This window comes from Bacillus sp. B25(2016b) (assembly GCF_001679765.1).
Taxonomy (GTDB): domain Bacteria; phylum Bacillota; class Bacilli; order Bacillales; family Bacillaceae_G; genus Bacillus_A; species Bacillus_A thuringiensis_K.
On record NZ_CP016285.1, the window covers coordinates 5,078,850 to 5,103,888 of the forward strand.

The window sequence follows — 25,039 nt, forward strand, 5'->3', positions numbered from 1 at the left end:
ACTATTCCTGCTCTGGGTCACGCAAGTAATACCCTACTCCACGTCTAGTTACAATTAAAGTAGGATGGCTTGGATTATCTTCAATTTTTTCACGCAAACGACGTACTGTTACGTCTACTGTGCGCACATCTCCAAAATAGTCATAACCCCAAACTGTTTGTAATAAATGTTCGCGTGTCATAACTTGTCCCAAATGTTTCGCTAAATAATGTAGCAACTCAAATTCACGGTGCGTAAGCTCGATGTTTTCCTCTCGCTTCGTTACACTATATGCATTTGGATTAATTACAATTGGTCCAATAACCATTTCTGTATTTTCCTCTTTTTCTGCAGCACCACCTTGTTGATGACGGCGTAAATTCGCCTTCACACGAGCAAGTAATTCCCTCGTACTAAATGGCTTCGTTACATAATCATCTGCCCCAAGCTCAAGCCCTAATACTTTATCAATCTCAGAGTCCTTTGCTGTAAGCATAATAATCGGCATTTCTGAACTTTTACGTATTTCACGGCAAACCTCTAAGCCATCTTTACCTGGTAGCATAATATCTAATAAAACCATATCTGGTTGTTCTTCATTAGCCTTTTCAATTGCTTCATCACCATCATGCGCCATTACTATTTCAAAACCTTCTTTTTCTAGGTTAAACTTCAAAATATCTGCAATCGGCTTTTCATCATCAACTACTAAAATTTTCTTTCCCATCATCGTCTATTTCCTCCTTATAAAAATATGGTCAATAATCCCTAAACATATTGATGTTTACATAGTATGTCCTATATGACCGCATCCTTTGTTTAAGTATTTTCTCCTCTATTCTCATAGACTCATGTATGATCCACTTTTACACGGCATCCTATACGATCTATAGAAAAACCTCTAGCTTCAACTGCTAGAGGCTCCTCGTTCTATTTTAAAATAACTACTCAGTTTTGTAAAATTACATAAATAAAAAGGATATTAAGTGGGCCCACTTAATATCCTGAGAGTGGCTCGGGACGGAATCGAACCGCCGACACGAGGATTTTCAGTCCTCTGCTCTACCGACTGAGCTACCGAGCCAAAACTATATATAAAACCACTAATGGTGGTATAAACAAAAGTGGCGGTCCCGACCGGGGTCGAACCGGCGATCTCCTGCGTGACAGGCAGGCATGTTAACCACTACACCACGGGACCAAAAATAAGCAAAAAAAAAACATGACCCGTACGGGATTCGAACCCGTGTTACCGCCGTGAAAGGGCGGTGTCTTAACCACTTGACCAACGGGCCACGAAAAATAAAATGGTGAGCCATGAAGGACTCGAACCTTCGACCCTCTGATTAAAAGTCAGATGCTCTACCAACTGAGCTAATGGCTCATACTCACCAACGTCATATTTTCGTGACGACAAGATGTATCATAACATGTATTCTGTATTTATTGCAATACTTTTTTTCGTTTTTTATAAAATAATAAGAAAAAACTCATGCGGACATGAGTTTTTTCTAAAAAATATTAATTAAGCTTCGTATACGTTACGAACAATATTTGTTTGGTTACGATCTGGTCCAACTGAGAACATAGATATTTGAATTCCTGTTAACTCAGAAACACGTTCTACGTATTTTCGTGCATTTTCAGGAAGTTCATCTAATGATTTTACACCAGTAATATCTTCTTCCCAACCTGGAAGCTCTTCATATACAGGCTCACATTTTGCTAAAATGTTTAAGTTAGCTGGAACTTCATCAATAACTTCGCCATTGTATTTGTAAGCAACACAAATTTTAAGAGTTGGAATACCTGTTAAAACGTCGATAGAATTTAATGATAGATCCGTTAAACCACTAACACGACGTGCATGTCTTACAACAACGCTATCGAACCAACCTACGCGGCGTGGACGACCAGTTGTCGTTCCATACTCGCGACCAACTTCACGAATTTGATGACCAATTTCATCATGAAGCTCAGTAGGGAATGGACCATCACCAACGCGGCTTGTATATGCTTTACATACACCTACAACGCGAGTAACTTTCGCAGGACCAACTCCAGTTCCAACTGTTACACCACCAGCAATTGGGTTAGAAGATGTAACGAATGGGTACGTACCATGGTCAATATCAAGCATAACACCTTGTGCACCTTCAAATAATACACGGTGATTATTATCTAATGCATCATTTAATACAACAGACGTATCACATACATATTGCGCGATTTGTTGCCCGTACTCGAAGTACTCTTCGAAAATTTCTTCTACAGTGAAACCTTCTGTATCATACATTTTTTCAAATAAACGATTTTTTTCTACTAAATTGCGCTCAAGCTTCTCTTTAAATGCTTCACGGTCTAAAAGATCAGCCATACGAATACCAATGCGAGCAGCTTTATCCATATATGCAGGACCGATACCTTTTTTCGTTGTACCGATTTTGTTATCACCTTTACTTGCTTCTTCTAACTCATCTTGTTTTAAGTGGTAAGGTAAAATAACGTGTGCACGGTTACTTACACGTAAATTATCAGTACTTACACCACGATCGTGTAAGTATTTTAACTCTTCAAGTAATGCTTTTGGATCTACTACTAATCCGTTTCCGATTACACAAATTTTCTCTTTATAGAAAATACCAGATGGAATTAAGTGTAATTTATATTTAACTCCGCCGAAAACAATTGTATGTCCCGCGTTATTTCCACCTTGATATCTTGCAACTACTTCCGCATGCTCAGAAAGAAAATCAGTGATTTTACCTTTTCCTTCGTCGCCCCATTGTGTTCCTACAACTACTACTGAAGACATTATTAAAGCACCTCCGCAATTTTCAAACGATCTATTCAAACAATATAATTGTACCAAAACCGAAAAAGAAGTCAACCGAAAAGCGAACATTTTTTCACAAAAAAACTTTTTCGTTCGTAAGAATTATATATTTAACTTATGAAAGCCTTATCTTTCTTATAAAAAAAAAGAAACACATCTTATTATAAGAAATGTGTTTCTTTTTTATACTGCCTTTATGCCGGTGGAGCATGTCCATCCTCAAAACGACGTTCTAAGTTAACGAACTTATTGAACTCTTTGACGAATGCAAGTTCCACTGAACCTACTGGACCGTTACGCTGTTTTGCAATAATAATTTCAATTGTATTTTTATTTTCCGTTTCTCGATCATAGTAGTCTTCACGATATAGGAAAGCTACAATATCGGCATCCTGCTCAATACTTCCAGATTCACGAATATCAGACATCATCGGGCGTTTATCTTGACGAGATTCTACACCACGAGATAACTGTGATAAAGCAATAACAGGCACTTGCAATTCACGTGCAATCCCTTTTAAGGTACGAGAAATCTCAGATACTTCCTGCTGACGGTTTTCTCCTGATTTCCCACTTCCTTGAATAAGCTGCAAATAGTCAATCAAAATCATACCAAGACCTTGTTCTTGCTTTAATCTACGACATTTTGCTCGAATCTCATTTACTTTAATACCTGGTGTATCATCAATATATATACCAGCATTTGAGAGACTCCCCATTGCCATTGTTAATTTTGCCCAATCATCGGAAGTTAATGAACCAGTACGAAGTCTTTGTGCATCAATATTCCCTTCTGCACAAAGCATACGCATAACAAGCTGATCAGCACCCATCTCCAAACTAAAAATCGCTACATTTTCATCCGTTTTCGTCGCTACGTTTTGTGCAATATTTAATGAAAATGCCGTTTTCCCTACTGATGGACGTGCTGCCACGATAATTAAATCATTTCGTTGGAAACCTGCTGTCATCTTATCTAATTCAGTAAACCCAGTTGGTATCCCAGTAACTTCACCCTTTTGATTATGCAAAAGTTCAATTTTGTCATAAGCATCTACAAGAACATCTTTAATGTTTTGGAATGCTTTTGCATTCGTTTGATGGGATACTTCTAATATTTTTTTCTCAGCCTCGTTTAAAAGACCATCCACATCATCTTCTCTCTCGTATCCATCCGATACAATATGAGTCGCCGTGCGAATTAAACGACGTAAAAGCGCCTTTTCAGCGATGATGCGTGCGTAATATTCTACGTTAGCTGCAGTTGGCACAACTTCTGCTAACTCTGCTAAGTAAGAAACCCCACCAACCTCTTCTAGTAATCCTTGATCAGCCATTGCTGATGTCATCATTACTAAGTCGATCGGCTCTCCCTTATCAGATAGCCCAAGCATGACTTCAAAAATCTTTTGATGTTTCGTTCGATAGAACGAATCAGGTACCAATAACTCTGATGCTGAAGTTAACGCATCTTGATCAATCAATATGGCCCCTAAAACCGCCTGCTCAGCCTCTATATTATGCGGAGGGGTACGATCAGCAAGTACATCACTCATACGCAATCCTCCTTGCTTAATTTATTTTTATTGTTCACTAACATGAACTTTTACTGTTGCTGTTACTTGTGGATGCAATTTCACAGTAACGTTTGTATAACCTAACGCGCGGATTGCATCGTCCATTTCAAATTTACGTTTATCAAGCTTAATTTTGTGTGATTTTTGCATTGCATCCACGATTTGTTTACTTGTGATAGAACCAAATAAACGGCCACCTTCTCCAGATTTCGCCTTTAATTCTACAGTTAATTTCTCTAAAGTCTCTTTTAACTCTTTTGCATTTTCAAGCTCTGCTGCTGCATCTTTTTCTTCTTTACGCTTTTGAGCTTCTAAAGTTTTCATACTGCTATTTGTTGCTTCAGCAGCTAATCCTTGTTTTAGTAAGAAGTTATTTGCATAGCCATCCGGTACGTTTTTTACTTCTCCTTTTTTACCTTTACCTTTTACGTCTTTTAGAAAAATTACTTTCATGATTGTGTGCCTCCCTGTAAATAGTCATCAATAACAAATCGAAGCTTCTCCTCAGCTTCATCTACTGTAACATTTTTCATTTGTGTGGCTGCATTCGTCAAATGCCCGCCACCGCCTAAGTTTTCCATAATTAGCTGCACATTCACTTCACCTAAAGATCTGCTGCTAATTCCAATGAGATTCTCGCCACGTTTTGCAACAACAAATGATGCAATAATCCCTGTCATCGTTAATAACGTGTCTGCTGATTGCGCAATAAGCACTTGATCGTAGTAATCATCACTATCAACTTTAGCAATCGCAATTCCATTTTTATAAATGTACGCATTTTTTATAGCTTTTGCAACCCGTAAATACTGATCCATATCTTCCTTTAAAAGTTCTTGTACAAGTACAGTATCTGCACCATGTGAGCGCAGATAAGAAGCAGCATCAAATGTACGAGCCCCTGTCCGGAACGTGAAACTTTTCGTGTCGACAATAATACCCGCTAACAATGCCGTCGCTTCTAACATTGTCATCTTTAAATTTTTAGGTTGATACTCAAGTAATTCTGTAACCAATTCTGCCGTTGAAGAAGCATATGGTTCCATATAAACTAGCAATGGGTCTTCAATAAAATCTTCTCCACGGCGATGATGATCAATAACTACTACATTTTCAATTTTATGTAACAGTTTTTGCTCCATCACCATAGAAGGTTTATGCGTATCGACAACAACAAGTAACGACTCATCATTTGCAAATTCCATCGCTTGCTCTGGAGTAATAAAATGAGACCATAACTCCTCATTTTGTTTCACTTTGTCCATCAAGCGCTTAATTCCTTTATCGGAATCATTTTCATCTAACACAATATATCCTTTACGCTCATTTAATTGAGCAACTTTTAAAATACCAATCGCAGCACCAATTGCGTCCATATCGGGAGCCCTATGCCCCATAATAATGACATTACTACTTTCTAATACTAAATCCTTTAACGCATGCGAAATGACCCTAGCGCGTACACGGGTACGTTTTTCAACCGGATTTGTCTTACCTCCATAGAACTTAACTTTACCTGTCGCTTGTTTAATAGCTACTTGGTCTCCCCCACGCCCAAGCGCAAGATCTAAACCAGATTGAGCCATTGCTCCAAGCTCTGATAAAGGTAAATCACCTGATCCGACACCCACACTTAATGTAAGTGGTATATTCCTTTTAGATGTTTCTTCACGTACCTGATCTAAAATGCTAAATTTCCCTTTTTCCATCTGCGTCAAAATACTTTCATTTAGCACAACGAAGAATCTTTCTGAAGATGCACGTTTTAAATACGCCCCATACTTAAGTGCCCATTCATTTAGTCGCGATGTCACAAGACTTGTTATATTCGTACGTAATTGATCATCTAATCCTTGTGTAACTTCATCATAATTATCCAAATAGATGACAGCTAAAACAGTCCTTTGATCCTCGTACATCTTTTCGATTTCTGTTTGTTCCGTTACATCAAAGAAATAAATTAACTTTTCTTCTTTCCTTACAAAAACGCGAAACTTTCGATTATTTAAAGAGACTATATCATCAGAAGTTTCTCCTTTAATGAAAAGAAGTAATGTTTCTGATACATCGTAAAGGTGCCATCCAGCTAATGCATGCTGTCCCAGACATGAAGATAAATAAGGATTTGCCCAATCAATCCCATAATCCTTATTGTATAACAAAATACCAATCGGCATTTGGTTAAATGCTTCATTACTTACTTTCTTTACTCTTGTAATCATATCTGTCGTATGCTTTTCGAAATTCCTTTGAAAATTAAGTTCAAATCGTATAACGATAAAGAATACGATACAAAAAATGACAAAAGCAGCTATCCCCATAATTAAATGAAAATAACAGAGAATTGAAATGAGCACAAACACAAAAAATGCCAATACATAAACAGGATATAAAAACCACTGTTTCTTATCAAATTCAGGCATGTATACAACTCCTATAAAGTAAAACTAACTCACCTTCCAGTTAGTTAAACAGATTAAAATAGTATAAGGAATATTATTTTATCCCCCTATTTTAGAACGCAATGAAATCCCTAAGTCAATTATACCTAAGATTGTCACAAGAGGAAACAGCATCGGAATAAACATGCATGCAATAAAACTAATAATAGGAACCCCTTTAGTAAAACCTTTTCTATACGCTAAAAAGGCGATAAATGTCAGACCTTGCAGTACAAGCAATAGTGCAAATATGACATTTAGGTTAGAAAATACCATATGTAAATATGATGTTGGTTCTACTTTTATAAAAGTTGCTAACAAAATAAATATAACGTAATACCAAATGATACTCTTTGGTAATTGTATATCTTTAAATTTAGGCCAAGATATAACGTCATGTTTTAACTTTTTCAAAACACTACCTGATATTATCACTGTAATCCAAGAAAAACATACTGAAACTAGCACAAGTATACTCGGAAGTAACGATTGTAATATATCATTCATTTGTGCAAGTAACTCTTTTTGTTCCTTACTAATCGGCATACCTGTAGCACTTACTATCTTTTCGCTTTTCGCCATACTTTCACTAAATATACTTTGCATTTGCTTCATTATATCTATGTTGAAAAACTTTATACTCGCAACATAAATAAGTACAAAACCAATTAAGTATGCAAGCGTCCCAGCTATTAAGATTTCCACTGGCTTTTTTCTTGTTTTATACATATATCCTAAAACAATCCCTATCAATCCAAACATAATTGTCTTCACTAAATTCATCGGTTGACTCACAATAACAGTAACAAAAAGTGCCGCTACAAAAACCACGAGCACATTAGATAGTTTATGTCTTATCATTAATAGTATAAATGGTAACGGCAACGCAAAAGTTACAACTGTACCCAAAATCGGAACATACATAGATATAAGCAATAACATTGCATATATAGCCAACAACGCGGCACCTTCAGTAATAAATCTTGCTTGTTTCACATTTTAACCTCTCTTTCAAAAAAGAAAAGCATAGCAAAATGCACAGTAGAGTCCGACTCTACTGTGCATTTCATACGCTATTATTCACCAACATATGGTAAAAGTGCCATTTGACGAGCACGTTTAATTGCAACTGTAAGTTTGCGTTGGTATTTTGCGCTTGTTCCTGTTACACGACGAGGTAAAATTTTACCACGCTCAGAAACGAAACGTTTTAATAAATCAACATCTTTATAGTCAATGCGAGTGATGCCGTTAGCTGTGAAGAAACACACCTTACGACGTTTCGCACGTCCACCTTTGCGTCCTGCCATGTCTATTTCCCTCCATTCTTTGTTAAAACTAACAAATTTACTGTATTAGAACGGTAAATCGTCGTCGGAAATGTCGATCGGTTGACCTACATTTGAAAATGGATCGTCATTCTTCGTAAATCCAGAGTTACCTTGGTTACCTGAATTACTAGATTGACCAAATGGGTTAGAGCCTTGGTTACCGAAACCAGCTCCTGATGGTTGCTGATTAAATGAACCACGTTGCTCCCCACCGCCATTACGCGGCTCTAAAAATTGCACGCTTTCCGCAAGAACTTCTGTTACGTATACACGTTTACCATCTTGTCCCTCGTAATTACGAGTTTGAAGACGTCCATCTACGCCTGCTAAGCTACCTTTTTTCAAATAATTTGCTACGTTTTCTGCTTGTTTACGCCATATTACACAATTAATAAAGTCAGCTTCACGCTCACCTTGTTGATTGGCAAATGCGCGATTCACAGCTAACGTAAAAGTAGCTACTGCAACACCATTGGGCGTGTAACGTAAGTCAGGGTCCTTAGTTAAACGACCAACGAGGATAACACGATTCATCAATCGAACCACTCTCCCTTATATATCAATTATTTTTCTTCTTCTTTAACAACGATATGACGAAGGATATCTTCGTTGATCTTAGCTAAACGGTCGAATTCGTTAATCGCTTCTGCGTTAGATTTCACGTTTAAGATCATGTAGAAACCTTCACGTAAGTCGTTGATTTCGTAAGCTAAACGACGCTTACCCCACTCTTTCGTGTTAATGATTTCTGCACCATTGTTTGTTAAAACACCTGCAAAACGTTCAACTAAAGCTTTTTGAGCTTCTTCTTCAACGCCAGGACGAATGATGTACATAATTTCGTACTTTCTCATTACACTTTCACCTCCTTTTGGTCTAAACGGCCCGTAATGGGCAAGGAGCAATTAATTTATAGTAATTACTCACGAGTTTAGATTATATCATAGTAAGTTATATGAATCAACTCACCAATACATAAAAAACTTGGCAAACATATAATATATTTGCCAAGCTCATATCTTTATTTTTCCTAGGAAATATTAAATTAAACGTTAAAACGGAAGTGCATAACATCTCCGTCTTTTACGATATATTCTTTTCCTTCTAAACGTACTTTTCCAGCCTCTTTTGCAGCTGTCATAGAACCGTTTGTCATTAAGTCATCGTAAGAAACTGTTTCTGCACGAATAAATCCACGTTCAAAGTCTGTATGAATAACACCAGCACATTGTGGTGCCTTCATTCCTTGTTTAAATGTCCAAGCACGTACTTCTTGAACGCCAGCCGTGAAGTAAGTAGCAAGTCCTAATAAATTGTATGCAGCACGAATTAATTGATCTAAACCAGATTCTTCAATGCCTAGTTCTTCAAGGAATACTTTTTTCTCTTCCTCGTCTAGTTCAGCGATTTCTTCTTCGATTTTTGCACATACAACGATTACTTGAGAATTTTCATTTGCAGCAAATTCTTTTACCATTTTTACGTATTTGTTTTCAGAAGGATCCATAACATCATCTTCACTTACGTTTGCTACGTATAGCATTTCTTTCGTTGTAAGTAAATGAAGGCCTTTAACGATTTTCATTTGCTCTTCTGTAAATTCAACAGTACGAGCCGGTTTGCCCTCTTCAAAAGCTTCTTTTAAGCGAACTAAAATTTCATGCTCGTATACTGCTTCTTTATCTTTTTGTCTTGCTAATTTTGCAACACGCTCGATACGTTTATCAACAGATTCTAGATCCGCTAAAATTAGCTCTAAGTTGATTGTTTCAATATCATCAATCGGATCTACTTTCCCTGAAACGTGCGTAATATTTTCGTCTTCAAAACAACGAACAACTTGGCAAATTGCATCTACTTGGCGAATGTGCGATAAGAATTTATTTCCTAATCCTTCACCTTTACTAGCACCTTTTACGATACCCGCAATATCAGTAAACTCAAATACAGTCGGAACAGTTTTTTTCGGTTCTACTAATTCCGTTAATTTATTTAAACGCTCATCTGGTACTTCTACAATCCCTACGTTTGGATCAATTGTACAGAATGGATAGTTTGCAGATTCTGCTCCTGCTTGTGTAATTGCATTAAATAAAGTTGACTTCCCTACGTTAGGTAATCCAACAATCCCAGCCGTTAATCCCATATTTTTCACTCCTATGTCTCAATCTTTCATCATTATAGATAGTAACGAAAAAAATGACAAGTTTCCGCCAAACGAAAAAAAGTAACAGTTACCTACTGTAACTGTTACTCTCGCTCTATTCTTCGTGCTTCACAAGTATTTTTTTCACCTTACGATCAAACTCTCTTCGAGGAATCATTACTGAATGGTCACACCCCTCGCACTTAATGCGGATATCCATTCCCATACGAATAATTTTCCAACGATTCTCGCCACATGGATGGGCTTTCTTCATTTCCACAACATCATACAAGTTATATTCCTTTTGCTCCACTCTCCAAACTCCTCTCCATACTAAATTGCTTTTCCACTAACTAATTCTTCACGATTATATAAAACCATACGTGGATATGGAATTTCAATTCCATGTAAATCAAGACGATTTTTAATCTCTTTACGAAGTGCCCTTGCAATAACTGCATGTTGCATCGGCTCTACTTCAGCAATAACACGTAATATAACTTCTGAGGCAGCTAATGTTTGCACACCTAATAATTGAGGTGTTGTTACCATTTTCTCGTACTTTGAAGGTAATTCTACTAATAAATCTTCAATAACTTGCTCTGCTTTCGCAATATCAGCCTCATATGAAATAGATATATCAACAAACGCTACACTATTACTAACTGAGTAGTTAGTAACTTGAATAATACTTCCGTTTGGTAAGGTATGAATTTCACCTGTCCAACTCTTTACTTTCGTTGTACGAAGTCCAATTTCTAAAACGACTCCTTCAAATTGACCGATTTTAACATAATCGCCAACTGAAAACTGATCTTCTAACAAAATAAATAAACCTGTAATAACGTCTTTCACTAAACTTTGAGCACCAAATCCGACTGCTAAACCAATTACCCCAGCACCCGCTAATAAACCTGATGCATTAATATCAAACACACCTAAAATCGCAATTAGCATAATGAACATAACAACGTACGCTACAATATTTTCAAGTAATTTCGCTACTGTAACTGTACGACGTTCTGAAATTTGAATTGGAGAACGACTTCCCATGCGAAACGCATTTCGTACAACCGCTCTTGCAATTCGCACAACAACTGCACCAATTGTTAAAATAATACATATTTTTAATGTCGCAACTCCAATATGAGCCCAACGATCAGCATCTAATAAATACTGTTTCATAGAATTAAACCACTTCGCTAATAAATCCATGTACCTCTACCTCTCTAGCTAAAATTTCTTTTTAGTTACCCTTATTATTGTATCAGAAGTCCCCTAATTGCTGAAAAAATTTTATGATTTTAATCCTATTTTATCCCCGACATCCAGGTATAAAATGGAACGAATATATATATACTAGTACTATTATTTCCGTTTTCATTCACATTTTGCAAAAATTACGCACTTATAACTTTCCATTTTCCTCACCATATAACATATATTGAAAATTTATTAAAAGGATGGATGCTTCATGAATATTGGAAGTTTTCGCTTACCATTTTTTGAGAAAGAAACTCAAAACGTTATGCACCAAGATCTAGAAGCCTCCGAGATAATCAGTAATTTCTTACTTACCCATATTCCTATTAAAACTAATATACCACTCATTCTCGTTTGTATCGGCACAGATCGCTCTACAGGTGACGCACTCGGCCCATTAGTTGGTACAAAACTTGAACAAATAGACATCCAAAACCTCCAAGTATTCGGTACACTAGATGAGCCAGTACATGCGCTAAATTTAGAGGAGAAAATTCAGAATATACAGAAAGAAAATCCTACTGCATTTATAATTGCTGTTGATGCCTGTTTAGGAAAATCTCAAAGTATCGGTTCTATCACTACCGGAATGGGGCCTAGTAAACCTGGAGCTGCAATGAACAAGAAATTACCTGCAGTTGGTGATTTACATATTCATGGCATCGTAAATCTAAACGGTTTTATGGAGTTTTTCGTCCTGCAAAATACAAGATTAAGTTTAGTCATGAAAATGGCTGATGTAATTGCACAAAGTATAAAAGAAACAGATCAAAAATTATCTGTATTAAAAAAGGCAAACCATCTATAAATAATAAGATGGTTTGCTTTTTAGTTTTTCTGCGCTAATAATTCTAAAATACGATTTAAATCCTCTTTATTGAAAAATTCAATTTCGATTTTACCTTTTTCTTTTTTCGTTTCTTTAATTTTCACATCTGTGCCAAACTTTTCTCTTAAGAACGTTTCACGTTCTACGAAAAATATATTCCGCTCTTTTTTCACTTTTTTTGTTTCACGTGAAACGTGTTGATTAATCTCTTGGACGATTTTCTCTAATTGACGAACATTTAATCCTTCTTTTTCAATGCGTTTCAATAAGGACTTCAATTGTTCTTCATCTTTTATCGTAAGTAAAGTTCTCCCATGAGCCATTGAAAGTTGACCATTTGCAATCATATCTTGTACGAAAGAAGGTAGGCTTAATAACCGAGTATAATTTGCAATGTAAGGTCTGCTTTTACCAAGACGTTTCGCTAATTGTTCTTGCGTTACATTTAGCTCATTCATTAACATCTGGTATGCCATTGCCTCTTCCATAGGATTTAAATCTTCTCGTTGTAAGTTTTCTAACAAAGCAAATTCCATCATTTGCTGTTCAGTTAATTGTCTTACAACCGCAGGTACTTTTTCTAAACCAGCCTCTTTTGCAGCACGAAATCGTCTTTCACCTGCAACAATTTCATATCCTTTAATACTCTTCCTAGCAATTAATGGTTGTAGAATACCGTGTTCCTTAATCGAAATTGCTAATTCCTGAATCGCCTCTTTATTAAAGTGTTTACGCGGTTGATATGGATTCGGCCTTAATTCAGTTACAAGAATCTCCTGAATTGTTTCCTCTTCTTTCACATCTAAATCAGGAAAAAACACATTAATTCCTCTTCCTAATCCTTTAGCCACCTGCAATCACTTCCTCTGCTAAATCTATATATACTTCTGCTCCTCTTGATTTAGCGTCATACTGCATAATAGGTTTCCCATGACTTGGAGCCTCGCTCAAGCGTACATTACGCGGAATAATCGAGCGATATACTTTATCCCTAAAATACTTTTTCACTTCATCTATAACTTGGATCCCTAAATTTGTACGGGCATCCAACATTGTTAACAATACACCTTGAATTGCTAAATTTTTATTTAAATGTTTTTGTACAAGTCGAACTGTATTTAATAGCTGACTTAACCCTTCTAGTGCGTAATATTCACACTGTACAGGAATAATAACAGAATCTGCTGCTGTTAATGCATTAATCGTTAATAACCCTAAAGATGGGGGACAGTCGATAATAATATAGTCATATTCATCACGAACTGGCTGTAATGCTCTTTGCAAACGTACTTCCCGGGAAATAGTCGGTACCAATTCAATTTCAGCACCAGCTAATTGAATTGTAGCGGGTAGAACATCTAAGTTTTCAGTTGCGGTTTTCTGTATAACCCCTTGAACATCTGCATCTTCCACAAGAACGTTGTAAATACATTGATCTAATTCAGATTTTTCAATTCCCACACCAGTCGTTGCATTTCCTTGAGCATCAATATCTACAAGAAGGACTTTTTTACCTACTTGCGCCAATCCAGCCCCTAAATTAACAGATGTTGTTGTTTTTCCAACACCGCCTTTTTGATTAGCAATAGCAATGATTTTTCCCATGATGTCACCTACTTTCAACCTTTCTATCTTATTCTAGTAACAATTACGTTTATTGTAACATGAAATAAAACTTTTTCTTTTACGTCCTTTATTAAACTTCAAAATTTATTTCTAAACTCCTTCTTCATTTAACAAGAAAATATAGTAAAAGAGACCTCTCCAATAGGATAAGGTCTCTAGCACGTCATTATTATTTTTTCTTTGGAATTTTAATTGTAATTTGATAGTACTCATCAAATTCTTCTTCCTCAGAATTAACATTCAAACCACTTTCAGTAACCATTTGTAAAGATTGTCTAATTGTATTCATAGCAATCCTCGTATCTCGACTTACTGCTTTTTGCTTTGCCTTACGCTTCGGTTTCGCTTCCTCTAGTAACTTCGCAATTCGTTCTTCTGTTTGCTTTACATTTAGTTGTTTCTCCACAATTTCCTGTAAAACCTTCAGTTGTAATTCCTCATTTTTTAAAGGAATGAGAGCGCGGGCATGACGTTCTGTAATGCTTTTTTCTAATAATGCACTTTTTATTTCTTCAGGCAACTTTAACAATCGCAACTTATTTGCGATTGTAGATTGTCCTTTTCCAAGTCGTTGTGCCAATGCTTCTTGTGTTAAATTATGTAACTCAATCAGCTTTTGATATGCCACAGCTTCCTCGATTGCCGTTAGTTCCTCACGTTGCAAGTTTTCAATTAAAGCTACAGAAGCTGTCTCTGTATCATTTAAGTTCTTTATAATTGCAGGAACCTTTTCCCACCCTAACTTTGTTGCCGCGCGAAAACGTCTTTCTCCAGCAATAATCTCGTACTTATCATCCTCATATTGCCTTACAACAATCGGCTGAATAAGTCCATGTGTACGAATTGTTAATGCTAGCTCATCAATACGCGCATCATCAAAAACTGTTCTTGGTTGATAACGGTTAGGGGTAATATTTACTATCGGAATTTCTTGTATTTCTTCATATACCTTTTTATCTATCTCTTCATGGCTTTCGTCTTGTAATTCGAATTCGCTCTCTTTATCTCCAAAGCCAAATAAACGAGAAAACGTATTTTTCATACATATTCCACCACCTTTTAGGCCTATTGACTATTCTCCATAAAATGTTTCCTATGAAACATTTACGTTTTCATTTATATAATTTAATCTTACGTCTAATAAGATTTATTTTTCAATAGGTAATTTATTGGGTGTTCCCGGTTTGCGTGGATATTTCTTTGGTGTCTTGCGCTTTTTCTCGATTAATAAAATATTACGTTCACTCTCTTCAAACGGTAATTGGAACGTAGACATCTCTTTTAACTCTCCGCCTAGCACCTCTAAAGCATACTTGCCATTTTCAATTTCTTCGTTTGCTGCTGCACCTTTCATTGCAATGAATGTTCCTCCAACTTTTACAAGCGGTAAACATAGCTCACTTAATACAGAAAGACGCGCAACTGCACGTGCCATTACAATATCGTATGATTCACGTACACCTTCTTTTTTCCCAAACGTTTCAGCACGATCGTGACAAAATGCAATATCACTTAATTCTAACTTTTGTGCTAAGTGATTTAAGAAATTAATACGTTTTTGCAACGAATCTACAATTGTTACTTTTAAATGCGGGAAACAAATTTTTAAAGGAATACTTGGGAATCCAGCCCCTGCACCAACATCGCAAATTGAGAATGGTTTTGAAAAATCATAATAAAAAGCAGCTGTAATGGAATCAAAAAAGTGTTTTAAATATACTTCTTCTTTTTCTGTAATAGCCGTTAAGTTCATTTTTTCATTCCACTCTACTAATGTTTCAAAGTAGATTTTGAACTGCTCTAACTGTCTAGAAGAGAGGGTGATTCCCTTCTCTTCTAGCATAGATTGAAATTGTTCTATGTTCATCTAGCAATATCTCCTTACTATTTATTGGTTCGATACGCGTGCAATTTTTCCTTGTTCTATATACACAAGTAAAATGGAAATATCCGCTGGATTTACGCCAGAAATACGTGAAGCCTGCCCCATTGAAAGTGGACGAACATCTTTTAATTTCTGTCTAGCTTCTGAAGCAATGCTAGAAATCGCATCATAATCAATATCTACAGGGATTTTTTTATTCTCCATTTTCTTCATACGCTCTACTTGCTGTAAAGATTTTTCAATATATCCTTCATACTTAATCTGAATTTCAACTTGTTCTTTAACTTCATCACTTAATTCTACTTCACTTGGTACTAAAAGATGAATATGCTCATATGTCATCTCTGGACGACGTAATAAGTCACTTGCACGTATTCCATCTTTCAATTCACTTCCGCCAATATTGCGAATTAATTCTTGAACTTCAGGACGTGGTTTAATAATAATGCTGCTTAAACGTTCCTTTTCCTGTTCAATTTGTAATTTTTTATTTGTAAATCGCTCATAGCGCTCTTCTTTAATTAATCCAATTTTACGACCAACTTCAGTTAAACGAAGATCAGCATTATCGTGGCGTAATAATAGACGGTATTCTGCACGAGACGTTAATAAACGATATGGTTCATTTGTTCCTTTCGTTACAAGATCATCAATTAAGACACCAATATAAGCATCCTCGCGACCTAAAACAACTTCTTCTTTACCTAAAGAACGGCATGCTGCATTAATTCCAGCCATAAGCCCTTGTCCGGCCGCCTCTTCGTAACCAGAAGTTCCATTAATTTGTCCTGCTGTATATAAATTTTTAATCTTTTTCGTTTCAAGTGTTGGCCATAGTTGTGTTGGCACAATTGCATCATATTCAATTGCATAACCTGTACGCATCATTTCAACATTTTCTAGGCCTGGAATTGTTCTAAGCATGTCACGTTGTACATCTTCTGGTAAGCTTGTGGATAAACCTTGTACATATACTTCTTGTGTATTACGCCCTTCTGGCTCTAAGAAAATTTGATGACGTGGTTTATCATTAAATCTTACTACTTTGTCTTCAATAGAAGGACAGTATCTAGGACCTGTTCCTTTAATCATACCAGAATACATAGCTGAACGATGTAAATTTTCATCTATTAAACGGTGTGTTTCTGTACTTGTATATGTCAACCAACATGGAATTTGATCCATAATAAATTTCGTTGTTTCAAAAGAGAACGCACGTGGCTTATCATCACCTGGTTGAATTTCTGTTTTACTGTAGTCAATTGTATTACTGTTTACACGCGGAGGTGTCCCTGTTTTAAATCTAACAAGATCAAAACCAAGCTCCTCTAAATGCTCAGATAATGCAATAGACGGTTGCTGATTATTTGGACCGCTTGAATATTTTAAGTCGCCCATGATAATCTCGCCGCGTAAAAATGTTCCAGTTGTAATTACAACGGTTTTTGCTGTATATTCTGCACCCGCTTGTGTAACTACCCCTTTACATACACCTTCTTCAACGATTAAACGCTCTACCATTCCTTGGAACAACGTTAAGTTTGGTGTTTCTTCAATTGTTTTCTTTAATTCATGTTGGTAAGAGAATTTATCAGCTTGTGCTCGAAGTGCACGTACGGCTGGTCCCTTACCTGTATTTAGCATACGCATTTGAATATGAGTTTTATCAATATTACGTCCCATTTCTCCGCCTAATGCATCAATTTCACGAACAACAATCCCTTTTGCTGGTCCACCAACAGAAGGGTTACATGGCATGAATGCTACCATATCCAAGTTAATTGTTAACATTAATGTTTTTGAGCCCATTCGTGCTGCCGCAAGACCAGCTTCACATCCTGCATGACCTGCACCGATTACTATGACATCGTATGAACCGGCATTGTATCCCATTGTTTATTCCTCCTAATAATCTCTATCTTTCTACAACTTCACTATATTATTTTCCTAAACAAAATTGAGAGAACAACTGGTCAATTAAGCTTTCATGCACTGTGTCCCCAGTAATTTCACCAAGTATTTCCCACGTTCTTGTTAAATCAATTTGTACCATATCAATTGGTACACCATTTTCAATCGCCTCAACTGCATCACCGATTGTTTTTCCTGCTTGTGTTAATAATCCAATATGTCTTGCATTAGAAACATATGTCATATCTGCAGAATCGATTGTTCCTTCAAAGAATAAATCAGCTATTGCCTTTTCGAGTTCATCTATTCCTTGTTCCTCAATTAAGGATGTTGTAATAACACGATTTCCCGCGGCTAACTCTGTAACACGTTCCATATCAATCGCTTGCGGTAAATCCGTCTTATTCACAATAACAATAAAGTCTTTTCCTTGTACCGCACGGAATAGATCTTCATCCTCATTTGTTAAAGCCTCGCTATAGTTGACAACAACTAATACTAAATCCGCTTGGCTCATCATTTCTTTTGAACGTTCCACACCAATTCGTTCAACAACATCTTCCGTCTCCCGAATACCGGCTGTATCTATAAGTTTAAGAGGTACACCACGCACGTTAACGTACTCTTCAATAACATCACGAGTTGTTCCTGCAATATCAGTTACAATTGCCTTTTTCTCCTGAACAAGACTATTTAATAACGATGATTTCCCAACATTAGGTCTACCGATAATTGCTGTAGCAATACCTTCACGTAAAATTTTCCCTTGTTTTGATGTTTCTAATATTTTTTCGATTTCCGAACGAACATGCGTCGCTTTCTCAATTAAAATATTATGTGTCATCTCTTCTACATCATCGTATTCTGGATAATCTATATTTACCTCAACATGAGCTAATGTTTCTAATATTTCTTGACGCAAAAGACCAATTAATTTAGATAATCGCCCTTCCATTTGATTAATTGCTACACTCATTGCACGATCTGTTTTTGCTCGAATCAAATCCATAACCGCTTCTGCTTGTGATAAATCGATACGTCCATTTAAAAAAGCACGTTTTGTAAATTCGCCCGGTTCTGCCAATCGTACTCCTTGTGCTAGAATAAGTTGCAATACTTTATTTACTGAAACAAGTCCACCGTGACAGTTAATTTCCACTATATTTTCACGTGTAAAAGTCCTTGGTGCGCGCATAATAGACACCATAACTTCTTCAATAACTTGATTTGTATCTAAATCAACAATATGACCATAATGAATAGTGTGAGAAGGAACCTCTGTTAAATCCTTCCCCTTAAAAATACGGTCAACTTTCTCAACCGCATCATCCCCACTTACTCGAACAATGGCAATTGCACCCTCTCCAAGCGCTGTGGAAATCGCAGCAATTGTATCAAATTCCATGTCCTTTCACCTCACTTGCTTATTTATCTCTATTTCAACATGATTATTTCTTTCACTAAATTATTAGGATACCATAACGAACCTATCTACAAAAGAAGAATAACTCATTTTATTATATCCCCATGTAAAAAACACTAAACTTATTCACAGTGGATAAGTTTAGTGTTTTTTTAGTTATCCACATCTATTTTTCGCTCAAAAAAACCGGCACTCATTTGAGCAACCGGTCATTTAGGAGATATTACAACATGCCGATGTGGTTCATTTCCTTCAGAAGTTGTATTGATACCTTGATGATTTGATAATGCCTGATGAATAATTTTTCGTTCAAAAGATGGCATCGGTTCTAAAATAACTCTTTTTTTCGTATTAAATACTTGTTTGGCTAATCGATAAGAAAGTGATTCTAACGTACTTTTTCTTTTACTACGATAATTTTCAGCATCTAGTGTAATACCGATATACTGCTTCGTGTTACGATTCGCGACAAGTTTTGTTAAATACTGTAAAGAGTTCAATGTATTACCTCTTTTCCCTATTAAAACACCTACATCATCACCAGAAATTGTAAATTCGATTTCGCGTCCTTTTACAATTTTACTAATCTCAACTTCCACACCCATATCGTGAATAACATTTCTTAAATATTCTTCACATTCTTGAATTGGATCTTTCTTCAATACAACTTCTACTACTGCAGGGCGATTCCCAAATAAACCTAAGAATCCCCTTTTACCCTCATCGACAATATTTATATCTACTCGATCTTTTGATGTATTTAATTGCCTTAAAGCATCCTCTACTGCCAGCTCGACTGTTTGTCCTTTAGCAGTAATTACACTCACTTGCTTGAGCCTCCAGCTTTACCAGCCTTACTAGCCTTAATCTCTGGCCCTTTAATAAAGTACATTTGAGCAATACCAAAGATATTACCAACAACCCAGTAAAGTGATAATGCAGCTGGGAAGTTAATTGCAAAGATTAAAATCATAATCGGCATAAGCCAAAGCATCATTGCCATTTGTGGATTTTGACCAGCTGTTCCTGCCATTGCAAGCTTTTGCTGAATAAATGTCGTAATTGCTGCAACGACCGGTAAGATATAAAACGGGTCTGCATGTCCCAAATCGAACCATAAGAAACTATGTTGTTTAATTTCAGCTGTTCTCATAATTGCATGATAAAAAGCGAACAGAATTGGCATTTGAATAAAGATTGGTAAACAACCAGCTAATGGATTTACACCATTCTTTTGGTATAACTGCATCATTTCTTGCTGCAGTTTTTGCTGTGTCGCTTGATCTTTAGAGCTATATTTCTCTTTTAACTTCACCATTTCCGGTTGTAACGCTTGCATCGCTTTCGTACTCTTCGTTTGTTTAATCATTAATGGTAATAACGCAAAACGAATGATAAGAGTCGTAACAACAATTGCTAAACCATAATTACTGTTAAATAAGTTTGCAAAATACGTGATTAACTGAGAAAGCGGGTATACGAAGTATTCATTCCAAATTCCAGTGCTTTTTGGTGTAATTGGCTGATTTACTTCACTACAGCCAGCAGTAATCGCCATTAATGCAATAAGCATGGCTAGTAAACCTAATTTCTTTTTCAAAGCCTACTCCTCCTTGTATCGGTATGTATATAGTGTAATTCATTTCCTTACGCTACTTTTTTATTCTTTTCATACCAGAGCGTTTAAAGACATGAATTAAGCTTTTCTTTACTTCTTCATATGTCATCTCTGCACAAGGCTTCCTTGCTATTATAACAAAATCTTTTCCAGAATCTATCTCATCTTTTAACTCTGTAATAGCCTGACGAATCATGCGCTTAATTCGATTACGAACTACTGCATTTCCTATTTTCTTGCTAACAGAAAGGCCGATGCGAAAGTTTGGCTGTTCTTCTTTATCTAATTGGTATACAACAAACTGACGATTCGCATTTGATTTTCCTTTTTGAAAAACCGCCTGGAATTCATCATTCTTCTTTATACGATGTTTTTTCTTCATATCAATTGACACTCCTGTATTTCATCAGCGGAAATTCACTATTATTAGAAAAAAAGACCACTGAACGATCAGTGGTCTACGCAGATAATACTTTTCTTCCTTTACGACGACGAGCTGCTAGCACTTTACGTCCGTTCGCTGTGCTCATACGGCTGCGGAAACCATGTACTTTGCTGCGCTTACGTTTATTTGGTTGGTAAGTTCTTTTCATTATATGACACCTCCCTGAGGAATATCTGTTAAAGACAGTCCTATAAATTATAGTTAATCAACTAGGAAAATGTCAATGGTTCTAGAAATTTTCATCAAATATTCATTTTGAACCTATTCACATACTTTTTCACAGCACCTATATTTCCTTGTGGATAAATGTTTTTTCATGTTTTTTATATCCACAAACTTTTTTCACACTTTTACACAGTATATCGTGTTGTGGACAAGTTTATTCCACAAGGTATTGATTTTGTGGATAACTTTCTTAAATTCATTGCTATAGCCACTTTTTTTTGATATTATAGTTGTGTTTTCACTTTGAATAAGTTTTCCACATCTTTATTTTATCCACAATTTGTGTATAACATGTGGACAGTTTTAATCACATGTGGGTAAATAGTTGTCCACATTTGCTTTTTTTGTCGAAAACCCTATCTCATATACAAACGACGTTTTTAGGTTTTAAAATACGTTTCGTATAAATATACATTTTATATTTATTGGGTTGTACATTTGTTGCGCAACCTTATTCTTTTACCAACTTAGTAAAGGAGGGACACCTTTGGAAAATATCTCTGATTTATGGAATAGTGCCTTAAAAGAATTAGAAAAAAAGGTAAGCAAGCCTAGTTATGAGACATGGTTAAAATCCACAACGGCTCATAACTTGAAGAAAGACGTATTAACGATTACAGCTCCAAATGAATTTGCTCGTGACTGGCTAGAATCTCATTACTCTGAACTAATTTCAGAAACACTATACGATTTAACAGGGGCAAAATTAGCAATTCGCTTTATTATTCCCCAAAGTCAAGCTGAAGAGGACATTGATCTTCCTCCAGTTAAGCCGAATCCAGCACAAGATGATTCAGCTCATTTACCACAGAGCATGTTAAATCCAAAATATACATTTGATACATTTGTTATTGGCTCTGGTAACCGTTTTGCCCATGCAGCTTCATTAGCTGTAGCTGAGGCGCCAGCTAAAGCGTATAATCCACTCTTTATTTACGGGGGCGTTGGACTTGGAAAGACGCATTTAATGCACGCGATTGGTCATTATGTAATTGAACATAATCCAAATGCAAAAGTTGTATATTTATCATCAGAAAAATTTACAAATGAATTTATTAACTCTATTCGTGATAATAAAGCTGTTGATTTTCGTAATAAATATCGCAACGTAGATGTTTTATTGATAGATGATATTCAATTTCTTGCTGGAAAAGAACAAACTCAAGAAGAGTTTTTCCATACATTTAATGCATTACACGAAGAAAGTAAACAAATTGTAATTTCTAGTGATCGACCACCAAAAGAAATCCCGACTTTAGAAGATCGTCTTCGTTCCCGCTTTGAATGGGGACTCATTACAGATATTACGCCGCCAGATTTAGAAACACGAATTGCGATTTTACGCAAAAAAGCAAAAGCTGAAGGGCTTGATATACCAAATGAAGTTATGCTTTATATCGCAAATCAAATTGATTCAAATATTCGTGAATTAGAAGGTGCACTTATCCGAGTTGTAGCTTATTCATCTTTAATTAATAAAGATATTAATGCTGATTTAGCAGCTGAAGCACTTAAAGATATTATTCCAAATTCTAAGCCGAAAATTATCTCTATTTATGATATTCAAAAAGCTGTCGGGGACGTTTATCAAGTGAAATTAGAAGATTTTAAAGCGAAAAAACGTACAAAATCAGTTGCGTTTCCTCGCCAAATTGCAATGTATTTATCACGCGAGCTTACAGATTCCTCTTTACCAAAAATAGGTGAAGAATTTGGTGGACGTGATCATACAACAGTTATCCATGCCCATGAAAAAATCTCTAAACTACTAAAAACCGATACGCAATTACAAAAGCAAGTTGAAGAAATTAATGGTATTTTAAAGTAGTAGCTGAATAGTGTGAATAACTTACCTTGTTTTACGCACAGTCTATCCACATGTAGATAGACTGTTTTTACATCCTTTAGAGGGGTTATCCACATATCCACAAGCCCTATTACTATTACTACTATTTTTTATCTTTATTAATTAAATAAAATCTTATACTTACCGGAGGTTTTTCTTTATGCGTTTTACAATACAAAAAGACTATCTTGTAAGAGGTGTACAAGATGTAATGAAGGCAGTTTCTTCTCGTACAACAATCCCAATCCTTACGGGAATTAAAGTTGTAGCTACTGAAGAAGGGGTTACATTAACAGGAAGCGATGCTGATATTTCTATTGAATCGTTTATTCCAGTCGAAGAAGATGGAAAAGAAATCGTAGAAATAGCTCAATCAGGAAGCATTGTTTTACAAGCAAAATATTTTAGTGAGATTGTAAAAAAACTACCTAAAGACACTGTCGAAATTTCTGTGGAAAATCATTTTATGACAAAAATAAAATCTGGAAAATCAGAGTTTAACTTAAATGGTTTAGATTCTGCAGAATATCCGTTATTGCCACAGATTGAAGAACATCATGTATTTAAGATACCAACAGATTTACTTAAGCATATGATCAGACAAACTGTATTTGCAGTTTCTACTTCTGAAACAAGACCAATCTTGACAGGTGTAAACTGGAAGGTATATAACAGCGAGTTAACTTGTATTGCAACAGATAGTCATAGACTGGCACTTCGAAAAGCAAAAATTGAAGGACATAATATTGCAGATGAGTTCCAAGCTAATGTTGTTATTCCAGGTAAGAGCTTAAATGAATTAAGTAAAATTTTAGATGAGTCTGAAGAAATGGTAGATATCGTTATTACGGAGTATCAAGTATTATTCCGTACAAAACATTTATTATTCTTCTCAAGATTGTTAGAAGGAAATTATCCTGATACGACACGTTTAATTCCGGCAGAGAGTAAAACGGATATTTTTGTGAATACAAAAGAATTCCTACAAGCAATTGATCGTGCTTCACTATTAGCAAGAGATGGCCGCAATAACGTTGTTAAATTATCAACTTTAGAGCAAGAAATGCTAGAGATTTCTTCGAATTCACCAGAAATCGGAAAAGTTGTCGAAGAAGTACAATGTGAAAAAGTAGATGGAGAAGAGTTAAAAATATCTTTTAGTGCAAAATATATGATGGATGCATTGAAAGCTTTGGATAGTACAGAGATTAAAGTTAGCTTTACTGGGGCGATGAGACCGTTCTTAATTCGTACAGTAAATGATGATTCAATTATTCAATTAATTTTACCGGTTCGTACTTACTAGGTAAGGAATAAGGGTTGCTAGTTTAAAGATGCTAGTGGCCCTTATTTGATTTTTGGGTATTACTTTCCTAATGCTAGTTTATTTAGTACAATGAAAGAATGAACACTTTCAGAAAGTGAGCGATTTTATGAAACGTATTAAAATTTCAACAGAGTATATTACACTAGGACAATTTTTAAAGTTAGCTGATGTAATTGATACAGGTGGCGCTGTAAAATGGTTTTTACAAGAATATGAAGTGTACGTGAACAACGAACTTGAAAATAGAAGAGGTCGCAAACTATATGCGAATGATGTTATTGAAATTCCAGGAAGCGGAACTTTCCAAGTTCAGGCATAAAGGGGGAGCCCT

At 35.9% G+C, this 25,039-nt stretch carries 26 protein-coding genes and 4 tRNA genes; 4 read left to right on the top strand and 26 right to left on the bottom strand.

The window, feature by feature from the left end; genetic code table 11:
* Window position 1: 1 nt before the first annotated feature.
* From walR to BAQ53_RS26025, 16 genes are all read right to left on the bottom strand, one after another.
* Window positions 2-709 carry a cell wall metabolism DNA-binding response regulator WalR gene (walR, locus tag BAQ53_RS25950; protein ID WP_000971865.1) on the bottom strand — a complete coding sequence of 236 codons (708 nt, stop codon included), beginning with the start codon at window positions 707-709 and terminating at the stop codon, window positions 2-4.
* Between the two features lie 281 nt (window positions 710-990).
* Window positions 991-1,063 (bottom strand) — tRNA-Phe (locus BAQ53_RS25955).
* Window positions 1,064-1,104: 41 nt separating this feature from the next.
* Window positions 1,105-1,180: transfer RNA gene (locus BAQ53_RS25960), tRNA-Asp, on the bottom strand.
* 22 nt (window positions 1,181-1,202) lie between these two features.
* A tRNA-Glu gene (locus BAQ53_RS25965) sits at window positions 1,203-1,274 on the bottom strand.
* 13 nt (window positions 1,275-1,287) lie between these two features.
* Window positions 1,288-1,363, bottom strand: a tRNA-Lys gene (locus BAQ53_RS25970).
* Window positions 1,364-1,504: 141 nt separating this feature from the next.
* Window positions 1,505-2,794, bottom strand: a complete 1,290-nt coding sequence (locus tag BAQ53_RS25975; protein WP_000100238.1) for an adenylosuccinate synthase — start codon at window positions 2,792-2,794, stop codon at window positions 1,505-1,507.
* Window positions 2,795-3,009: 215 nt separating this feature from the next.
* The gene (gene dnaB / locus BAQ53_RS25980) at window positions 3,010-4,371 is read right to left on the bottom strand and encodes a replicative DNA helicase (RefSeq protein ID WP_001286148.1); all 1,362 of its coding nucleotides are present in this window, start codon (window positions 4,369-4,371) and stop codon (window positions 3,010-3,012) included.
* Between the two features lie 27 nt (window positions 4,372-4,398).
* A complete protein-coding gene (rplI, locus tag BAQ53_RS25985) occupies window positions 4,399-4,845 on the bottom strand; it encodes a 50S ribosomal protein L9 (protein WP_000864228.1) in 447 nt (148 codons plus the stop codon).
* Complete coding sequence (locus tag BAQ53_RS25990; protein ID WP_001113785.1) at window positions 4,842-6,815, bottom strand: DHH family phosphoesterase; 1,974 nt, start codon at window positions 6,813-6,815, stop codon at window positions 4,842-4,844. The genes rplI and BAQ53_RS25990 overlap by 4 nt, the downstream gene beginning before the upstream one ends.
* Window positions 6,816-6,893: 78 nt before the next feature.
* On the bottom strand, window positions 6,894-7,829 hold the full coding sequence (locus BAQ53_RS25995; protein ID WP_000806422.1) for a YybS family protein: 936 nt from the start codon (window positions 7,827-7,829) through the stop codon (window positions 6,894-6,896).
* Between the two features lie 80 nt (window positions 7,830-7,909).
* Window positions 7,910-8,143, bottom strand: coding sequence for a 30S ribosomal protein S18 (rpsR, locus tag BAQ53_RS26000; protein WP_000918873.1), 234 nt, complete (start codon window positions 8,141-8,143; stop codon window positions 7,910-7,912).
* A 45-nt stretch (window positions 8,144-8,188) separates the two neighbouring features.
* Entirely contained in the window at window positions 8,189-8,701 is a 513-nt protein-coding gene (gene ssb, locus BAQ53_RS26005; protein ID WP_000981966.1) for a single-stranded DNA-binding protein, read from the bottom strand.
* 26 nt (window positions 8,702-8,727) lie between these two features.
* Window positions 8,728-9,018: a 30S ribosomal protein S6 gene (gene rpsF / locus BAQ53_RS26010; RefSeq protein WP_001233778.1), complete on the bottom strand. Its 291-nt coding sequence runs from the start codon at window positions 9,016-9,018 to the stop codon at window positions 8,728-8,730.
* A gap of 191 nt (window positions 9,019-9,209) precedes the next feature.
* Complete coding sequence (gene ychF / locus BAQ53_RS26015) at window positions 9,210-10,310, bottom strand: redox-regulated ATPase YchF (RefSeq protein ID WP_000524671.1); 1,101 nt, start codon at window positions 10,308-10,310, stop codon at window positions 9,210-9,212.
* Between the two features lie 115 nt (window positions 10,311-10,425).
* Window positions 10,426-10,623 carry a DUF951 domain-containing protein gene (locus BAQ53_RS26020; RefSeq protein WP_000435485.1) on the bottom strand — a complete coding sequence of 66 codons (198 nt, stop codon included), beginning with the start codon at window positions 10,621-10,623 and terminating at the stop codon, window positions 10,426-10,428.
* Window positions 10,624-10,643: 20 nt separating this feature from the next.
* Window positions 10,644-11,525: a mechanosensitive ion channel family protein gene (locus BAQ53_RS26025; RefSeq protein WP_000364811.1), complete on the bottom strand. Its 882-nt coding sequence runs from the start codon at window positions 11,523-11,525 to the stop codon at window positions 10,644-10,646.
* 259 nt (window positions 11,526-11,784) lie between these two features.
* Between BAQ53_RS26025 and yyaC the strand changes: the two genes are divergently transcribed.
* A complete protein-coding gene (gene yyaC / locus BAQ53_RS26030; protein WP_001020713.1) occupies window positions 11,785-12,381 on the top strand; it encodes a spore protease YyaC in 597 nt (198 codons plus the stop codon).
* Window positions 12,382-12,401: 20 nt separating this feature from the next.
* Here yyaC and spo0J read toward each other — a convergent pair whose 3' ends face one another.
* From spo0J to rpmH, 10 genes are all read right to left on the bottom strand, one after another.
* Complete coding sequence (gene spo0J, locus BAQ53_RS26035) at window positions 12,402-13,253, bottom strand: stage 0 sporulation protein Spo0J (protein ID WP_001051832.1); 852 nt, start codon at window positions 13,251-13,253, stop codon at window positions 12,402-12,404.
* Window positions 13,246-14,007, bottom strand: a complete 762-nt coding sequence (gene soj / locus BAQ53_RS26040; RefSeq protein ID WP_000516114.1) for a sporulation initiation inhibitor protein Soj — start codon at window positions 14,005-14,007, stop codon at window positions 13,246-13,248. Before soj ends, spo0J begins: the two co-directional genes overlap by 8 nt.
* Before the next feature lie 190 nt (window positions 14,008-14,197).
* Window positions 14,198-15,070 carry a nucleoid occlusion protein gene (noc, locus tag BAQ53_RS26045; RefSeq protein WP_000799016.1) on the bottom strand — a complete coding sequence of 291 codons (873 nt, stop codon included), beginning with the start codon at window positions 15,068-15,070 and terminating at the stop codon, window positions 14,198-14,200.
* A gap of 105 nt (window positions 15,071-15,175) precedes the next feature.
* Complete coding sequence (rsmG, locus tag BAQ53_RS26050; protein WP_208906412.1) at window positions 15,176-15,895, bottom strand: 16S rRNA (guanine(527)-N(7))-methyltransferase RsmG; 720 nt, start codon at window positions 15,893-15,895, stop codon at window positions 15,176-15,178.
* Between the two features lie 21 nt (window positions 15,896-15,916).
* Entirely contained in the window at window positions 15,917-17,806 is a 1,890-nt protein-coding gene (gene mnmG, locus BAQ53_RS26055) for a tRNA uridine-5-carboxymethylaminomethyl(34) synthesis enzyme MnmG (protein ID WP_000541053.1), read from the bottom strand.
* Window positions 17,807-17,852: 46 nt separating this feature from the next.
* Window positions 17,853-19,229, bottom strand: a complete 1,377-nt coding sequence (gene mnmE, locus BAQ53_RS26060; RefSeq protein WP_000393761.1) for a tRNA uridine-5-carboxymethylaminomethyl(34) synthesis GTPase MnmE — start codon at window positions 19,227-19,229, stop codon at window positions 17,853-17,855.
* A gap of 227 nt (window positions 19,230-19,456) precedes the next feature.
* A complete protein-coding gene (gene jag / locus BAQ53_RS26065) occupies window positions 19,457-20,074 on the bottom strand; it encodes an RNA-binding cell elongation regulator Jag/EloR (RefSeq protein WP_000111513.1) in 618 nt (205 codons plus the stop codon).
* The gene (gene spoIIIJ / locus BAQ53_RS26070; protein ID WP_000727734.1) at window positions 20,071-20,847 is read right to left on the bottom strand and encodes a YidC family membrane integrase SpoIIIJ; all 777 of its coding nucleotides are present in this window, start codon (window positions 20,845-20,847) and stop codon (window positions 20,071-20,073) included. Before spoIIIJ ends, jag begins: the two co-directional genes overlap by 4 nt.
* Before the next feature lie 52 nt (window positions 20,848-20,899).
* The gene (rnpA, locus tag BAQ53_RS26075) at window positions 20,900-21,247 is read right to left on the bottom strand and encodes a ribonuclease P protein component (protein ID WP_000726618.1); all 348 of its coding nucleotides are present in this window, start codon (window positions 21,245-21,247) and stop codon (window positions 20,900-20,902) included.
* A 76-nt stretch (window positions 21,248-21,323) separates the two neighbouring features.
* Window positions 21,324-21,458 carry a 50S ribosomal protein L34 gene (gene rpmH, locus BAQ53_RS26080; RefSeq protein ID WP_000831901.1) on the bottom strand — a complete coding sequence of 45 codons (135 nt, stop codon included), beginning with the start codon at window positions 21,456-21,458 and terminating at the stop codon, window positions 21,324-21,326.
* Between the two features lie 564 nt (window positions 21,459-22,022).
* Between rpmH and dnaA the strand changes: the two genes are divergently transcribed.
* From dnaA to yaaA, 3 genes are all read left to right on the top strand, one after another.
* A complete protein-coding gene (gene dnaA / locus BAQ53_RS26085) occupies window positions 22,023-23,363 on the top strand; it encodes a chromosomal replication initiator protein DnaA (protein WP_000428017.1) in 1,341 nt (446 codons plus the stop codon).
* Window positions 23,364-23,541: 178 nt separating this feature from the next.
* Window positions 23,542-24,687 carry a DNA polymerase III subunit beta gene (dnaN, locus tag BAQ53_RS26090; RefSeq protein ID WP_001212884.1) on the top strand — a complete coding sequence of 382 codons (1,146 nt, stop codon included), beginning with the start codon at window positions 23,542-23,544 and terminating at the stop codon, window positions 24,685-24,687.
* A gap of 127 nt (window positions 24,688-24,814) precedes the next feature.
* Window positions 24,815-25,027, top strand: coding sequence for a S4 domain-containing protein YaaA (gene yaaA, locus BAQ53_RS26095; RefSeq protein WP_000821364.1), 213 nt, complete (start codon window positions 24,815-24,817; stop codon window positions 25,025-25,027).
* Window positions 25,028-25,039: the final 12 nt, after the last annotated feature.

Bases quoted from the DNA above. Each gene is read 5' to 3' on its own strand.
- walR (WP_000971865.1), bottom strand. From the start codon at position 709: ATGATGGGAAAGAAAATTTTAGTAGTTGATGATGAAAAGCCGATTGCA.
- BAQ53_RS25975 (WP_000100238.1), bottom strand. From the start codon at position 2,794: ATGTCTTCAGTAGTAGTTGTAGGAACACAATGGGGCGACGAAGGAAAA.
- dnaB (WP_001286148.1), bottom strand. From the start codon at position 4,371: ATGAGTGATGTACTTGCTGATCGTACCCCTCCGCATAATATAGAGGCT.
- rplI (WP_000864228.1), bottom strand. From the start codon at position 4,845: ATGAAAGTAATTTTTCTAAAAGACGTAAAAGGTAAAGGTAAAAAAGGA.
- BAQ53_RS25990 (WP_001113785.1), bottom strand. From the start codon at position 6,815: ATGCCTGAATTTGATAAGAAACAGTGGTTTTTATATCCTGTTTATGTA.
- rpsR (WP_000918873.1), bottom strand. From the start codon at position 8,143: ATGGCAGGACGCAAAGGTGGACGTGCGAAACGTCGTAAGGTGTGTTTC.
- rpsF (WP_001233778.1), bottom strand. From the start codon at position 9,018: ATGAGAAAGTACGAAATTATGTACATCATTCGTCCTGGCGTTGAAGAA.
- ychF (WP_000524671.1), bottom strand. From the start codon at position 10,310: ATGGGATTAACGGCTGGGATTGTTGGATTACCTAACGTAGGGAAGTCA.
- BAQ53_RS26025 (WP_000364811.1), bottom strand. From the start codon at position 11,525: ATGGATTTATTAGCGAAGTGGTTTAATTCTATGAAACAGTATTTATTA.
- yyaC (WP_001020713.1), top strand. From the start codon at position 11,785: ATGAATATTGGAAGTTTTCGCTTACCATTTTTTGAGAAAGAAACTCAA.
- soj (WP_000516114.1), bottom strand. From the start codon at position 14,007: ATGGGAAAAATCATTGCTATTGCTAATCAAAAAGGCGGTGTTGGAAAA.
- noc (WP_000799016.1), bottom strand. From the start codon at position 15,070: ATGAAAAATACGTTTTCTCGTTTATTTGGCTTTGGAGATAAAGAGAGC.
- rsmG (WP_208906412.1), bottom strand. From the start codon at position 15,895: ATGAACATAGAACAATTTCAATCTATGCTAGAAGAGAAGGGAATCACC.
- mnmG (WP_000541053.1), bottom strand. From the start codon at position 17,806: ATGGGATACAATGCCGGTTCATACGATGTCATAGTAATCGGTGCAGGT.
- mnmE (WP_000393761.1), bottom strand. From the start codon at position 19,229: ATGGAATTTGATACAATTGCTGCGATTTCCACAGCGCTTGGAGAGGGT.
- rnpA (WP_000726618.1), bottom strand. From the start codon at position 21,247: ATGAAGAAAAAACATCGTATAAAGAAGAATGATGAATTCCAGGCGGTT.
- rpmH (WP_000831901.1), bottom strand. From the start codon at position 21,458: ATGAAAAGAACTTACCAACCAAATAAACGTAAGCGCAGCAAAGTACAT.
- dnaN (WP_001212884.1), top strand. From the start codon at position 23,542: ATGCGTTTTACAATACAAAAAGACTATCTTGTAAGAGGTGTACAAGAT.
- yaaA (WP_000821364.1), top strand. From the start codon at position 24,815: ATGAAACGTATTAAAATTTCAACAGAGTATATTACACTAGGACAATTT.